Below are 14060 nucleotides of genomic sequence, written 5' to 3'. Positions count from 1 at the left end.
TTCGAGAGCTGTCATTCTTGAGTGCATTCAATTTACACTAATGCACCTTTTTTGTCTGTCTTAGTCTCAACTCCAGTTGTAACAATATTCCAAATAACTTCTGGTCTCACTTGGTCATAACGGTGAACCCAAATATTTCGTAAATTAATCGCATTTCGCCAATCAATTTCGGGATGCAACTGCTGAAACTCGATCGAAACTCTTCGAGCTGCTTCGCCCAAAATCCCCAACTGCCGCTCTACGGCACTTTGCATAAAAACGCTTTCAAGATAAGTCTCGCATGACGCATCAGCCGTAAACTCCTGAATCCGACGGATTGCCTGCGCCATGTCCCAAAGTGAAGCACTATCCCGATCGCCCGCTTGCATAAATCACTCGATAGGTTTTCAAAATGTTCGATCGCCGATAGGGATTTTTTAACAGCTTTTTTTCCACCAAATCTACAGAACGGTGAAATAAATGCTCTATCTCCTCCTGCATACTCAATAAATGAGACAGCGTGAGGCGGTGCGATGGCTCATAGGTGACCAATACATCCACATCGCTATCAGGGCGAAAATCATCCCGCAGCACCGAGCCAAACAGGGCAAACTCGATAATGTTCCAGCGCTGGCAAAATTGCGCGATCGCATCTAGAGAGACTTTTAAGCGATCGCTCACTACATATTCTAAATCCGATTGTAACTCAATCATGGGCGAGGAAACCTCCAACGAGAGCAACTAACGTCTGAGCTAAAGTGAAGCAATGGCATCGCTAACTTTCACCAAAAGTGTCATCGGATCGATCGGCGAAACAGTAAATCCGCTCTTCTGGTAAAACTGCTTCGCATCTTCGGAGATAGCGTGTACGAGAATTGCCCGTATTCCTACAATCTCAGCAGCTTGCAAAGTGCGAAGAATTGCATCCTTCAGCAAAGCGCGTCCGAGGCCGCAGCCTTGCCAGTTGCGATCGACTGCAAGCCGTCCAATCACCATAACAGGAATCGGATCGGGCATATTGCGCCGGACTTTACCCGTTGCAGAAGTTTGTGCTACTGCTCCATTTGCCAGACAATAGTACGCAATGACTGCTTGGCGATCGCACAAAACATAAGTCCGTGAAGCCCCCTCTGACTCATTTCTCAGAGCGCGGCGCTTGAGCCATTCATCTAACTGACTGTTGCCTGAATCAAAGGTCTCAATTTGATGTAACGAGTTCAGTTTTTCAGGCGGGCAGAGTTGGCCTAAATCTCGATCTAATCCCACGGAGATTTTGTTTTTAGTAATGCGTTTAGCTTCGGATTTCGCGTCGGCGGTGCATCCAGCAGCGCCGAAAATTGCTTAAATTTAAGTTCATCTAACCCAAAAAAACAGCGGTCTAGAATCACATCTTGAGCTTTTTGGTAAGCTGATTCAAGCATGAACTCCGATCGGCTCTTTCGCTGTAATTCGGCCGCGCGATCGATGAGAGCGCGTTGATTAGCCTTAGCTCGAATGTTGATTGTCACATCGCGGGTCTGGCTGACTGATTCTTCAGATGCTGGCGCGTGCATAACAGTTACCTCTAGCTAAACACAGTAGTAATTAGAGCTAGTAGCCCTAGCATATTTATATTCTATTTTTTTGTATACACAATGTCAACACATTTACTCAAATCTTCGATCGGGGATCTAGTTAACCGCGATGGAATCGTGAACTCGCGCATTGTACGGGCAGCCCCCGCCGCCCCAGAGACAGGAGTTCTGGCCTAAGTCCTGACGTTGCCTTTCTAGGTGTGTTTTTGATAGTTGACACAAATTTTTTAAACTTGTGCTAACTCTTGACTACATACTTAAAACAGTGAAAATATGCTAAGACGCAAGCAACAAACGAACCAACCTATGAACTTTTCTCAGAAGTCAGGGAGCCAAAGTGCCACACCCCCAAAAACCAACTCAACACAGAATCTCGGCGCCGCAGGATTGCGGAAATTACTTTTTGCCGCCGGGATAGTCTCTCTGTGCGCTAGCTGTCAAAGTCCTCAAGCAACCACCCCCACAAATCCCGGAACCAGTCCCGGAACCAGTCCCGGAGCCACTCCCCCCGCAGTCAGCCCCGGAGACCCCAATACTGTCAAAATTATCTCCATGCTCCCGATGACAGGCAGCGCCTTGGGTCAAGCTCAAACACTGGTCAACGGCATCCAACAAGCACTGGCCGAAAGTGACTCCAAAGCTTGCGACGGCAAAATCAAAATCCAATACGAAGTTTACGATGACGCCACCGCCGCCGCTGGCAAATGGGATCCGGCCCAAGTAACGTCCAATTCCAACAAAGCCGTCGCTGACGGTTCGGTAGTTGCCGTCATCGGTCACTATAACTCCGGTGCGGCCAAACTTTCCATTCCCGTACTCAACCAAGCTAACATCGTCATGATCAGTCCGGCCAACACTTATCCGGGACTGACTAAACCAGGAAAAGGCGAACCCAAAGAACCTAACGTTTATTATCCCGCAGGCACTCGCAATTTCAGCCGCGTTGTCCCCGCTGACGACCTTCAAGGAGCTGTAGCTGGCAACTGGGCGAAATCTTTGAAGGTGGAAAAAGTCTACATTCTCGACGACCAAGAACTCTACGGCAAAGGCATTGCTGATGTTTTTGAAGCAACTGCTAAAAAGTTGGGAATTCAAGTCCTCGGAAGAGAGGGAATTGATATTAAAGCTAGCGACTACAAGGCGTTAATGAATAAGATCAAAGCTTTAAATCCAAACCTGATTTACTTTGGAGGGACTACTCAAAGCAATGCCGGACAAATAATTAAAGATATGAGAAATGTCGGAATGACGCCTGAGGCAGTTAAATTCATGGGACCCGACGGCATTCAAGATAAAGCTTTAATTGACGCGGCAGGCAAAGATGCCGAAGGAGTTTACTCTACTTTTGGCGGCTTGCCTCCTAAAAAATTGACTGGTGCCGGTGCGAAGTGGTACGAAAGTTACAAGGCAAAATATAATGCTGAACCGGAAGCTTATGCAGCTTACGCCTATGAAGCTGCTAAAGTTGCGATCGGCGCAATTAATAAAGTTTGCAAAAATGACCGCGGTGCTATCCGCGATGCTGTCATGGCAACTAAAGATTTTAACGGGGTACTCGGGACTTGGAGTTTTGACCCCAACGGCGACACGAGCTTGACTACAATGTCAGGAAATGTTGTTAAAGACGGCAAGTGGGAGTTCGTGGAACCGCTCAAGCCGGAATAATTAGTTATATCGATTCCGGTTGCACCGTCCGTCATTGTTGACTGTTGACTGTTGACTGTTGACTGATGACTGATGACTGTTGACTGATGACTGATGACTGATGACTGATGACTGATGACTGATGACTAATGACTGATGACTGATGACTGTTGACTGTTGACGGGCGGGTCAAAAAAATGAAAATTGCGCGAATTATTTGTTGGCCTCGGGATTCGACTTGACGCCCGACTCCTGAAGCGCGGATTTGATATCATTCCGGTCTGACTGCCGGAATTGATATTATTAGTCATTTGTCGGCGGTCATTAGTAGCAATGCGCACCTTACCCAATCACTTTAGTAGGGTGCTCTTCGGCGCACCTTACGAATTACCAATCACCCGAAAATTATGAAAAAATGGCAGAGTATTCTTCTATATCTAGGTGTAGCTTATATAGTTTTGTTGTTAGGGCCAATTGCCGGATTGGACTTGCCAAAAATTATTGGGGAAATAGCCAGCAATCCTGAAGTTTTTATCCAACAATTATTAGTTGGTCTTGTCAACGGCGCGGTGATTGCAATTATTGCTTTGGGTTACACTATGGTTTATGGCATTATTGAGTTAATCAATTTTGCTCACGGCGATTTGTATATGTTGGGCGCTTTTGCTTCCCTAACTGTGTTCGGCGCTTTTGGCATTCAAGACGGCGCATCTTTAGGTACTGCTATACCGGTGATGTTAGTCGCTTTAATTGTATGTTCGGTGTTTTGTGCTGGGCTGAATATTGTTGTCGAAAAGTACGCTTATCGACCTTTGCGAAATGCTCCCCGTTTGGCTCCTTTAATTTCGGCAATTGGAGTTTCTTTTATTTTCCAAAATATCGGGCTGTTTTGGGGAGGATTGAAAGCTTTTATTCCGGTGATGGGTTCTAATTCTGCTGCTCCGAAAAGCTTTCCCGATTTGTTGCCGCGAGTTGATATTCTCAAAGCTTTGGGAATTCCAACGAGTATTGTATTTACGACCAAGGATTTAATTGTGTTGGTGGTGGCGGTTCTATTGATGGTTTTGCTTCATGTGTTTGTGCAATACACTCGTCTGGGAAAGGCGATGCGGGCAACTGCTCAAAGCCGCGATGCTGCTAAAATTATGGGCATTAATGTGGATCAGATTATTGCTCTGACTTTTTTGATTGGGGGAGCTTTGGCGGGTTCGGCTGGGATTCTGGTTGGTCTGTACAACAATACTATTGTTTTTACGATGGGGTTTACGGCGGGTTTGAGGGCTTTTACGGCGGCGGTTTTGGGGGGAATTGGCAATATTGTGGGGGCGATGTTAGGAGGGGTTTTGATTGGGTTGCTGTCGTCTTTGAGCGATCAGTATTTGTCGAGCCGCTGGACTAATGCTTGGGTGTTTGGGGTTTTGGTGGTGATTTTGGCTTTTCGACCCGGGGGTTTGTTGGGCGAGAATGTTCAGGAGAAGGTTTGAAAGTGCAGGGTTGAAATAATGGCAAGAGACATTTATCATAATAATGTAAGGACTGCCTTAGAAAAGGATGGGTGGATAATTACAGACGATCCTTTCCCTCTCAGACTTTCCTTGCGCGGTGTGTTGATAGACTTAGGAGCTAAAAAGTTACTGGCTGCTGAAAGAAAGGGACAAACAATTGCCGTTGAAATCAAAAGCTTTCTAGGCAAATCTCCAGTAAAAGATTTAGAAAATGCTTTAGGTCAGTATACTTTGTATTTGACAATGCTATCTAGATTAGACCCAGAGCGCACGCTATATCTAGCAATTGTTGAGGAAATTTATTCTACTTTTTTTGCTGAGGAAATCGTGCAAGTTGTTCTCGAAGATAGGGCAATAAAACTCATTGTTGTAGATCCAGTTAAGGAGGTTATTACAAAATGGATAAACTAGACGAGTACCGGGACTTAATCTATAAAATATTGTCTTACTATGCCAATTTGCCGTACAGGTACGGCGAGATTAGCAGCTATGTAATTGTCAGCCAAGACCGCAATCATTTTCTGTTGATGCACGAAGGTTGGCAAGACCGCAAACGCATTCATGGTGCGGTAGTTCACGTTGAAATTCGCAACGGCAAACTCTGGATTCATTATGACGGTATTGAAGACGGTATTACCGATGAATTACTCGAGGGTGGCGTCCCGGAAAATTGCATTGTTTTAGCGTTTCATTCGCCGGAAGTACGCAAGCATACCGGATTTGCCATAGCCTGAAAAATCCCCTTGCAAAATATCGAGTTAACCTGCGCTATCAAATTAAATATTCCCTGGTTTGAGCCAGCCAAAAACTTCGCCTAAAGTCAACTGCATTTCCGGCATAAATTCGGGCATCGGAAGTATATCTGTTGGTTCTTGCAATGAAATCGGCTGCTGCCTTGCGGGATAGGCTAAAATGTTTTTTTCATCGGGATCGAGCAACCAACCCATCTGACAGCCGGCATTCAAACAGTGCAAAATATTGTTTGTGACTTTGGTTTGGCTTTGGGCTGGGGACAATATTTCTATTGTCCAGTCTGGGTGATCGTTAAATGTATTGGCAATTTCGCCGTCAGCGTCTAGGGGAATGCGATTCCAAACAAAAATCGCGACATCGGGAACAATAGAACGTCCGCCAAACGTGCAGCGAAGTTCTGATAGGGCTAGGGCAATTTGCGGTTTCTCTGCGATGTCGTTGGTGACTGTTACGAGTCTGCCTTGTAGTTTGCTGTGTTTTCCTTGCCGCATAGGTTTTTGGACGATCGCACCTTTGATGTATTCCCTAGCGGGTTTGGTTTCTGCCAGTTGCAAAAACTCGTCGAGGGTGATAGTTTTTTGAGGTGCTTGTACCATATAGCGATCGCCCGTTTGAAGCGTGTGGCGGTAACAGTTCCAGTATATTTGAAGTTTCGTCACTTTTGGTGCAATAATCGAACTCAAAAGACTCTAAACTGTACCTGGCCCGATCGGCAGTTTCCAGAGCCAGCGGTCGATCGAGTTGCTTGAGGTCGGGCAGAAGTTGGTACTACCCGCGTCAGTCGCATCTGTAACTGCGATTCCTAGAATTTTTTCATCTAACTACTGACTGCTGACTAATAACTAATGACTAATGATTAATGACTAATAACTTCTTCCTATGTCACAAAAAATAATTAATGCGATCAAATCGAGCGGTATTTTAGGGGCGATCGCCTGTTTGACTGTTCTGTTATTCGGCGGTTGGAGCGGCACCGTGATCGGCTGGCTGATGGGTACGGCGGCTGGCTTTATTAGCTGTCAGAATCAGAAGCTTTACAGCCCGAAAATGGGTGCGACTATCGGCAGTTTCGCGGGAGTAGGATTGGGAGTTTGGCTGTTAGTTGCGAGTGTGGTAGAAGGGGTGTGGATTAGACCTTTGTCTGGTCAATCTGCTGTGGCTTTGCCGACGACGCTGCTGTACGGGATTTGCAGTTTGACGATCGCAATTTTGACAGCTACGTTAATGGGTGCTTTGCAGGGTTTGCAGGGGGAACGCCAGCGGCTGGCAACTCTGGTGACATTAGCTTTTATTCTAATTCTGTTTCCGTTTATCGACATTCAGGCTCAGACTGGCTGGATTGCTACTGTAGTACAGATTCAAATCTTTATTATGCTGGCGCTGGGTTTGAATATTACTGTGGGTTTTGCGGGTTTGTTGGATTTGGGATATGCGGCGTTTTTTGCGATCGGCGCTTACACGACGGCTTTGCTATCTTCTGGGCAGTTAAATATTGCTTGGAACTTTTGGGTGGTACTGCCGATCGCGGCCGGTGTAGCTGCGATCGCGGGTGTAATCCTCGGTATTCCGACACTGCGACTCAGGGGCGATTATTTGGCGATTGTTACCCTCGGTTTTGGCGAAATTATCCCGGTTGTCTTTAGGAATTTAACCGCGATTCGGATCGAGGAACCAGTCTCGAAGATTGTGGCGGCTGTTTTGGGTAAACCCGAGTTGGTGCTGTGTCTGGTTGGGTGCGATCGACCTTTCAACCTCACCGGCGGCGAAGCGGGAATAAACCCGATCGGGCGTCCATCTCTCCCCATCGTCGGCACTTTCAGCACCGGCAACTACTTTCCCTGGTACTACCTAATTTTACTGCTAGTTGTCTTTGCTTACTTCATGATTTCGCGGCTGCGAGATTCCCGCTTGGGGAGGGCGTGGAATGCCATGCGCGAAGATGAATTAGCGGCGAGTGCGATGGGCATTAACCTGGTCAAAACCAAACTTTCGGCTTTTGCGATGGGAGCGACGTTTTCGGGCTTTGCAGGCGCGTTTTACGCCGCCTATATCAGCGCAATTTTTCCCAGCGTTTTCGATTTCTCGGTGTCGGTAATCATCCTGTGTATGGTGATTTTAGGCGGTTTGGGCAACATGACCGGGGTGATTTTGGGCGCTATCATTATCATGTCTGCCGATCGACTTTATCTGCCACAATTAGCGCTAGTCCTTAAGGGTTTTCTGAGTACTTTTGTACTCCCCAGGATTGCAATTCCCCAGTTAGCGGACTTTCTAGCAACCAGTTTAGATCCGATTCAAATGCGCTTATTTCTCTTCGGCCTAACTCTTGTTGTCATGATGCTAGTGCGGCCGGAGGGGCTGATTCCTGATAAGATCCACCAAGCTGAACTGCATTCGGATGATGAAGAGAGCAATGAGTCTTTAGCCGATGCGAGAAGTCAATAAGTAGGTAAGGAAAAAAAACCTAGTATTTTGTAGGCGGGTTTAGCTAAGAATCTAGGAGGTTAGGTAGTGTATGAGTGTAAAACTCCCCTCCCCATCTAACGTTTATTGGTAACCAACTACTTAGTAAGGGGGCAAGATTAGCCATGAAAAATGTAACTGGTACTGCTTTTATCGTTGCGGAATTTAGAGCAGAAGAGAATGAAGAGGCAATTCCTCTTTACACTGATAATGTAGTAAAAATCTGGCTGAATGAGGAAACAAAAAAAATAGCTAGCCACATAGCTCAAAACTCTCCCGCCGCTAAAGAAATGGTTAAGTTGCGGACTAAATATTTTGATGATGTTTTATCAAATCAAATTTTAGGAGGTTGCAAACAAGTAGTTATTTTAGGTTCGGGTTTGGATACTCGCGCTGCTAGAATTAATGGCGAAAAAGTAAGTTATTTTGAAATAGACGACCAGGCAACTCTTCAATTAAAAGCAGAAACTCTCAAAGCTAACAAAGTTACGGCAAATGTTCGCTACCTTCCCGGCGATTACGTAAAAGACGGTTTAATCCCCTTGCTGAAACAGAGTGAATTTGATTTCGCTCGACCGACATATTTTTTGTGGGAAGGCAACACTACCTTGCTTGACAAAAAAGAGGTAATATTTGTATTAGAGCAAATTCGCGACAATGTTCATAATTTCCGATTGTCCTTTGATTATATGTCGGAAAAGGTGATTTTGAGAACGACGGGTTACCAAGATATCAATGATTACATAGATAAATACGAAAGTATGTATGCACCGTGGATTACTGGGTTTGAAAACATTGCAACTTTGGCTGACGAACTCAATCTCAAAGTTATTGAAAACTTTTCGACGGCCGATTTACACGCACAATATCGCCCTGGCCGTTCGCTAGAATCTAATCTTTTTAAGTTTTATTTTGTCTGTACGCTAGAGAATGCAGTCGGGTGCGTCAGTCCCGATATTTGACTTAACTGACACAATTGGCTGCTGGCGCACCGCAGATCGCAGACGATCGCACTTTGTCTGTACGCTAGAAAATGCAGTAAGTAGTCGGACAAAAGTAAATAGGACTGTATTAACTTTTGTTGCAGAAAGGCACCGAGGCGATGCTTCGCTGCGTGTCAACTGAAGGAAGTCGTGGCTCACCTCCTTTAAGAACAAATTCCAACGCCCGATTGAGCCGACTTTTCCTACGACGCAGGACAAACTATCGCGATCGAGACGTTCTTAGGTTTGCCACCCAACAAGAAGGTGCTGATGGTGTTACGATTGCTGTTAGTTAGGCGTGTATCAATGCTGTACCCTAATGCCTCCAAAAGTATTTGCCAATGTCTCAGGTAGGCTAAACTAGGAATTAACCAGCTTGACCGTCACGGCAGCAGGATTAGCCATCCTCTGTATCGTCTGGCCAAGGTCGAATCACTCCAATTATTCAAAGCTATGACTTTAGCGACCAAACAAATCATTGAAAACAGCAATGACACCGAAGAAATTAAGGGAGTTGGAGAACAATTTGCAGCGATACAACAATCCTTAGAAAAAGCATTCCAATCTCAAGATGCTCTGGCACCAGAGGAAGGTATTAGAGAACTGCTGTCAATCTACGACCTTTATCTCCATATTGAATCAGAAAGCAATCCTGCGGAGAGATTTAAAAGCTTAGAAGAACTTGAACTTAGAGTCGAAGTATTTAAGACAAAGTACAAAGACTTTGCCCCGAAGGAAGCTGTTGATGGCATAGAAAATGTACAACTTTGGGCTAAAATATCTAGAAAAATGATATCTTCCAAAGTTTGTACGCTTGCTGCATCTGTTGAAGACAACGAAGTAAAACAACTAGGATTATTTTACACAGGACTCATCGATTTATTAGATATTGCAGAAAATTATCTCAGCTTCTTTACCGAAAGAGGTCGCGAATTAGTCAAAGCTCTAGCTCAGACACTAATCAGCTATAAAACATTTGAAGATTATGCAAAGAAAAGACCAGCAGATGAAATCACCAGCGGAGCCATAAACATAAGAAATGCAGCCAAAGCAATATTATGGGAAATTGATAGGCACGACCGCAAAAAATTTTCGTATAAATCACTCTATGAAGAAGCCAACAATCCACTAACAACAGATGATAAAGAAGAACTCATTAAAACTCTGCGTTCCTGGCGTGAAGAGTACATTAATGAGCTGGAAAAGCTATCAGACAACTAGCAACCTAATTCATGAGTACGTTAATTTTTTTAGATACGGGTGTCGTCGGAAAACTCATACATCTCCTTGTTGACCAAAGCAAAAATAGGTTGGTTCAAAACGCTGAAAGTGAAGTTAGGGAATCGATTAGAGAAGCAATTGAATGTAATGAGTGGTTAGAGAGGCTAACAAATGAGGGATATCGTGTAGTTATATCCGAAATCGTAAACTATGAAGCAAGGCGCGAGCATATCAGACGAATCCGCGATCGCAAATCTGGACTAGAAGAGAAACAAAAAGCTCTTAAAGCTATTGAAAAACTAGATGCGCTAATCACAAAAAAAGTTGTATATTTTCCAGTTACTTGCGAAGAGGGCAACGTAATGCAAGAAGCGGCTGAGCTATGGGCTTTTGCACGCAATAATTCTTATACAGCCTACGATGCAGATTTAATTATAGCCGCTCAAGCCATCATTATTAAGAGAATAGGAATAGATGTAATCATTGCAACAACTGATACCGAAGACTTTAACCGATTGCTAAGACAGCACCACATTGAAGCTAGACGCTGGAGAGATATTATACCACATCCGCCTTAGCATAATACCTGACGCCAGTGAAAAACTTCCAGTGTCATTTTATTTTCCACGGTTTTTGTCCTGAAACTCAAGGGGCAATTCTCTAACAACTAAACTAATATTAGGAAACACAACCATAATGTCACTATTAGAAGCACAACAACTTACAATGAGATTTGGGGGTTTGACTGCGGTAAATCAGGTCAGCTTAACTTTGGAAAAAGGAGCGATCGCTAGTTTGATCGGCCCCAACGGTGCCGGAAAAACCACATTTTTTAATATGCTTACGGGCATCTATAAACCGAGTGGGGGGCAGTTGGTACTTGAAAATAAAAATATTACCGGTTTAGCGCCGGATCGCCTGACAACTTTCGGCATTGCTAGAACTTTTCAAAATATCCGCTTGTTTAACAACATGACTGTGCTGGATAATGTTTTAGTAGGTAGACACTGCCGATTAAAAACAGGTTTGTTGGGTGCAATCCTCCGGACTCCGACTGTGATTTTGGAGGAACGGGAAGCTAAGAAAAAAGCCTTGAGTATGCTGGATTTTGTCGGTTTAGGTGCTTCTAAAGCGCCGGAGTTGGCAAAAAACCTTTCCTACGGCGACCAGCGGAGATTGGAAATTGCGAGGGCTTTGGCTTCCGATCCGAAAGTGCTGCTGTTGGACGAACCAACTGCGGGGATGAACCCGAACGAAACGGCTGATTTAACTCGCTTTATTTACCGGATTCGCGATGAGTTGGATTTGAGTATTTTGCTGATTGAACATGATATGAAGGTGGTGATGGGAATTAGCGATCGCGTTAGTGTTATGGAGTACGGTACTAAAATTGCTGAGGGGACTCCGGCAGAAGTTCGCGCAGATCCTCGGGTGATTGAGGCATATTTGGGAAAAGAAGAAGATGGCCATGGTTAATGGGTATTGTGGGCCTACATATAAGCGAGGCACTCGGTGCGCCTGCTAGGAAGAAGTGATATAGTTTCTGGCAAATTAACCGCCAGAGAATTAGGGGCGGGTTTCACCAACAATCTGTAATTCAAATTGATAATATTTATCAACCTGCCCCGGGCGACAGAATTTTATAACCAGCAATTCAACGGAAACTAGAGGAGGTGAGCCTTGCCCACCCTACGGCTTAATGTTGGGGGTTGTTCCTAAACTTTTGATTTGACTTGAGACAATTTATTATTGAGTTTTCGCCTCCTGAAAAACACTCCTAAAAATATTGCAGTACCTAATAATGTGTTCGGTTCGGGAACTGCTTCTGCCTCTGCGATATTGTTGTTAACTTGTATTAACCTTAAGCTAGCGGCGCTGTCGAATCTCCGCGAATACGCCCCTGAAGTAGACAGGCTGCTGTGTACTACACTTCCTTCAGCAATTAAATTAAAATTAATTGCTGTGGGATTAAAGCTGTTGCTGGGTAAAAAATTTAAATAATGACCAGTAGAAGAGTCTAAACCGCTGGAAATTTGAAAAGAGTCAAACAGAATGTTAGTAACAGTGTTAATCAAGGAGAAAGATATACTGCCCCTCGCCCTGGCGCTTTCAGATTCGCGGTTGTCAACTGATGTTACCAGATCTAAAACTGTCTTCAAATTGAAGGAAAAAGTTTCTGCAGCATCAATGTCGAAGTCGCCGAACACTATTGCTTGAGTTTTCGCAAAACCGGAATAGTTATTGCCGTCACCTTGGACTTGACTTTGCGAGTAAATTTTTGTCCACAATTCCTGACCGTTAGATAGAAAAACTGCCTCAGCCATCGCCTCGCTAATAACTAAACCGTTGTTAGCTGTTGTCTCAGTGTAAGTGTTAGCAACTGTACCATTCCCCTGCGGTTTGTGGCTGAAGTTGTAAATGGTTACTTCTGCCGCAGAACCTGCGATTATTGCAGCACTGCTAGGGGCAATGCCTACAGTCAAGCCGGTTACTAAAGGAGTTGCTAATAAAAATACGATCGCTCGGGGACTGTGCTTTAATTGCATGGTAACTTTCCTTAAATTACAACAAATTTAAGTGTTATTATTGGTAATTTGTAGCGGTGGGTTTCACTTAGTTATTAATAATACTTCTATAGTTACAATAGTCCGGAAAGTTTTTAGTTCGCCGTCTGAAACCTTCGATTTTCCGTTGGTAGAGAACTTGCCTTGGAGCCTTGAAACCCTGATTCTACGGTTGGCAATCAAAAACTGTCCGAAGTATTGTAGTTAGAGATTTTTGTAAAACTCTTGTAAAGAGATCTGGTGCTTAATTAAAATTTTAAAGTAGGCCGCAACAACTGCAAAAAATACATGGTATGGGAGCTAGGGCTGGTGTTGATTTAAGTAAAATTACTGCTTAATCTAAAAAAGGTTAATTTTAAATAAATGCAATAAAACTTTATAATCATTCGGGATAATATAATAAAGGACAAAGCAGAAAGAGTAATTATGTTGGAAATCAAAGACATTCACACCTACTACGGAAATATCCACGCTCTCAAAGGAGTATCGCTAACAGTCTCGCAGGGAGAAGTTGTGACATTAATTGGCAGCAACGGGGCGGGGAAAACTACAACTCTCCGCACGATTCAAGGACTGCTGCGCCCGCGCCAAGGCACTGTATTATTTGAGGGAAAGCCTTTAGAAGCACTATCTACAGAGGCGATCGTCCGTTTGGGGATTTCTCAAAGTCCGGAAGGGAGGCTAATTTTTCCGCGAATGACGGTGCAAGAAAACCTGGAAATGGGTGCTTATCTGCGCAACGATACTCTCGGTATCAAGTCAGATATGGAAAAAGCATTAAATTTATTTCCCCGTTTGCGAGAAAGAATTAGTCAAAAAGGGGGAACTCTCAGCGGCGGCGAACAGCAAATGCTGGCGATCGCCCGGGCTTTGATGTCGCGCCCCCGCTTGTTATTATTGGACGAGCCGAGTATGGGTTTGGCACCGATGTTAGTCAGTCAAATTTTTGCGATCGTCCGCGATATTAATGCTGAAGGAACAACTATTTTACTGGTGGAACAAAACGCCCGCATGGCTTTAAGTGTAGCCCACCGCGGCTATGTCATCCAAACCGGTCAGGTTGTAGTCGCCGGTACAGCTAGCGATTTGCAGTCAAATGAAACTGTTCGCAAAGCGTATTTAGGCGAAAGTTAAATAGCTATCCTCGTAATGGGTAATCCTCTATTATATCATGTCCCGTTAGACAACTATAATTCTGTTCGCAGTAAGGACTTTAGTCCTTATTAATTCATACATAGAGAGAGGACTAATACCAAATCCTGGGAAAGCTACCCCTTTTATCAAAAGGCGGTTGAAACCGCTGCATAAAGTCAAACTTTCGTCCACTCCAAGGGGACTAAGAGATAAAGGGGGTATTTAAGGCGGATTTGGTAT

Annotated in this window: 16 protein-coding genes; 10 read left to right on the top strand and 6 right to left on the bottom strand. The window is 44.4% G+C overall.

Annotation, left to right across the window (positions count from 1 at the left end):
• Nucleotides 1-32: 32 nt before the first annotated feature.
• Genes QUB56_RS24875 through QUB56_RS24860 form a run of 4 tightly spaced genes read right to left on the bottom strand, consistent with a single transcriptional unit; the run spans nucleotide 33 to nucleotide 1532 of the window.
• Nucleotides 33-368: a HepT-like ribonuclease domain-containing protein gene (locus tag QUB56_RS24875; protein WP_332958845.1), complete on the bottom strand. Its 336-nt coding sequence runs from the start codon at nucleotides 366-368 to the stop codon at nucleotides 33-35.
• The gene (locus tag QUB56_RS24870) at nucleotides 346-693 is read right to left on the bottom strand and encodes a nucleotidyltransferase domain-containing protein (protein ID WP_332958844.1); all 348 of its coding nucleotides are present in this window, start codon (nucleotides 691-693) and stop codon (nucleotides 346-348) included. Before QUB56_RS24870 ends, QUB56_RS24875 begins: the two co-directional genes overlap by 23 nt.
• A 39-nt stretch (nucleotides 694-732) precedes the next feature.
• Complete coding sequence (locus QUB56_RS24865) at nucleotides 733-1245, bottom strand: GNAT family N-acetyltransferase (RefSeq protein ID WP_332958842.1); 513 nt, start codon at nucleotides 1243-1245, stop codon at nucleotides 733-735.
• Nucleotides 1236-1532 (bottom strand): DUF1778 domain-containing protein, encoded by a 297-nt coding sequence (locus QUB56_RS24860; protein WP_332958840.1) that lies wholly within the window; start codon nucleotides 1530-1532, stop codon nucleotides 1236-1238. The genes QUB56_RS24865 and QUB56_RS24860 overlap by 10 nt, the downstream gene beginning before the upstream one ends.
• 327 nt (nucleotides 1533-1859) lie before the next feature.
• On the opposite strand from QUB56_RS24860, the gene QUB56_RS24855 reads away from it, so the two are divergent.
• From QUB56_RS24855 to QUB56_RS24840, 4 genes are all read left to right on the top strand, one after another.
• Nucleotides 1860-3218: a branched-chain amino acid ABC transporter substrate-binding protein gene (locus QUB56_RS24855; protein ID WP_332958839.1), complete on the top strand. Its 1359-nt coding sequence runs from the start codon at nucleotides 1860-1862 to the stop codon at nucleotides 3216-3218.
• 386 nt (nucleotides 3219-3604) lie between these two features.
• Nucleotides 3605-4681 (top strand): branched-chain amino acid ABC transporter permease, encoded by a 1077-nt coding sequence (locus QUB56_RS24850; RefSeq protein WP_332958837.1) that lies wholly within the window; start codon nucleotides 3605-3607, stop codon nucleotides 4679-4681.
• A gap of 18 nt (nucleotides 4682-4699) precedes the next feature.
• Nucleotides 4700-5113, top strand: coding sequence for an element excision factor XisH family protein (locus QUB56_RS24845; RefSeq protein WP_332958836.1), 414 nt, complete (start codon nucleotides 4700-4702; stop codon nucleotides 5111-5113).
• Nucleotides 5101-5436, top strand: coding sequence for a XisI protein (locus tag QUB56_RS24840; protein ID WP_332958835.1), 336 nt, complete (start codon nucleotides 5101-5103; stop codon nucleotides 5434-5436). The genes QUB56_RS24845 and QUB56_RS24840 overlap by 13 nt, the downstream gene beginning before the upstream one ends.
• A 42-nt stretch (nucleotides 5437-5478) precedes the next feature.
• On the opposite strand, the gene QUB56_RS24835 is transcribed toward QUB56_RS24840, so the two are convergent.
• Nucleotides 5479-6051, bottom strand: coding sequence for a Uma2 family endonuclease (locus QUB56_RS24835; RefSeq protein WP_332958850.1), 573 nt, complete (start codon nucleotides 6049-6051; stop codon nucleotides 5479-5481).
• Nucleotides 6052-6334: 283 nt separating this feature from the next.
• On the opposite strand from QUB56_RS24835, the gene QUB56_RS24830 reads away from it, so the two are divergent.
• The 5 genes from QUB56_RS24830 to QUB56_RS24810 all read left to right on the top strand — a co-directional run bounded on the left by QUB56_RS24830 (nucleotide 6335) and on the right by QUB56_RS24810 (nucleotide 11598).
• A complete protein-coding gene (locus QUB56_RS24830; protein WP_332958834.1) occupies nucleotides 6335-7900 on the top strand; it encodes an ABC transporter permease subunit in 1566 nt (521 codons plus the stop codon).
• Nucleotides 7901-8043: 143 nt separating this feature from the next.
• Nucleotides 8044-8880: a class I SAM-dependent methyltransferase gene (locus tag QUB56_RS24825; RefSeq protein ID WP_332958832.1), complete on the top strand. Its 837-nt coding sequence runs from the start codon at nucleotides 8044-8046 to the stop codon at nucleotides 8878-8880.
• Nucleotides 8881-9354: 474 nt separating this feature from the next.
• Nucleotides 9355-10122, top strand: coding sequence for a hypothetical protein (locus QUB56_RS24820; protein ID WP_332958831.1), 768 nt, complete (start codon nucleotides 9355-9357; stop codon nucleotides 10120-10122).
• A gap of 11 nt (nucleotides 10123-10133) precedes the next feature.
• Entirely contained in the window at nucleotides 10134-10700 is a 567-nt protein-coding gene (locus QUB56_RS24815; protein ID WP_332958830.1) for a hypothetical protein, read from the top strand.
• 118 nt (nucleotides 10701-10818) lie between these two features.
• On the top strand, nucleotides 10819-11598 hold the full coding sequence (locus tag QUB56_RS24810) for an ABC transporter ATP-binding protein (protein ID WP_332958829.1): 780 nt from the start codon (nucleotides 10819-10821) through the stop codon (nucleotides 11596-11598).
• A 239-nt stretch (nucleotides 11599-11837) separates the two neighbouring features.
• On the opposite strand, the gene QUB56_RS24805 is transcribed toward QUB56_RS24810, so the two are convergent.
• Complete coding sequence (locus QUB56_RS24805; RefSeq protein WP_332958828.1) at nucleotides 11838-12668, bottom strand: PEP-CTERM sorting domain-containing protein; 831 nt, start codon at nucleotides 12666-12668, stop codon at nucleotides 11838-11840.
• Nucleotides 12669-13112: 444 nt separating this feature from the next.
• Between QUB56_RS24805 and QUB56_RS24800 the strand changes: the two genes are divergently transcribed.
• Nucleotides 13113-13820, top strand: a complete 708-nt coding sequence (locus QUB56_RS24800) for an ABC transporter ATP-binding protein (protein ID WP_006631855.1) — start codon at nucleotides 13113-13115, stop codon at nucleotides 13818-13820.
• Nucleotides 13821-14060: the final 240 nt, after the last annotated feature.

This window comes from Microcoleus sp. AR_TQ3_B6 (assembly GCF_036702785.1).
Taxonomy (GTDB): Bacteria; Cyanobacteriota; Cyanobacteriia; order Cyanobacteriales; family Microcoleaceae; genus Microcoleus.
This window is presented reverse-complemented; position numbering and strand designations above follow the sequence as displayed.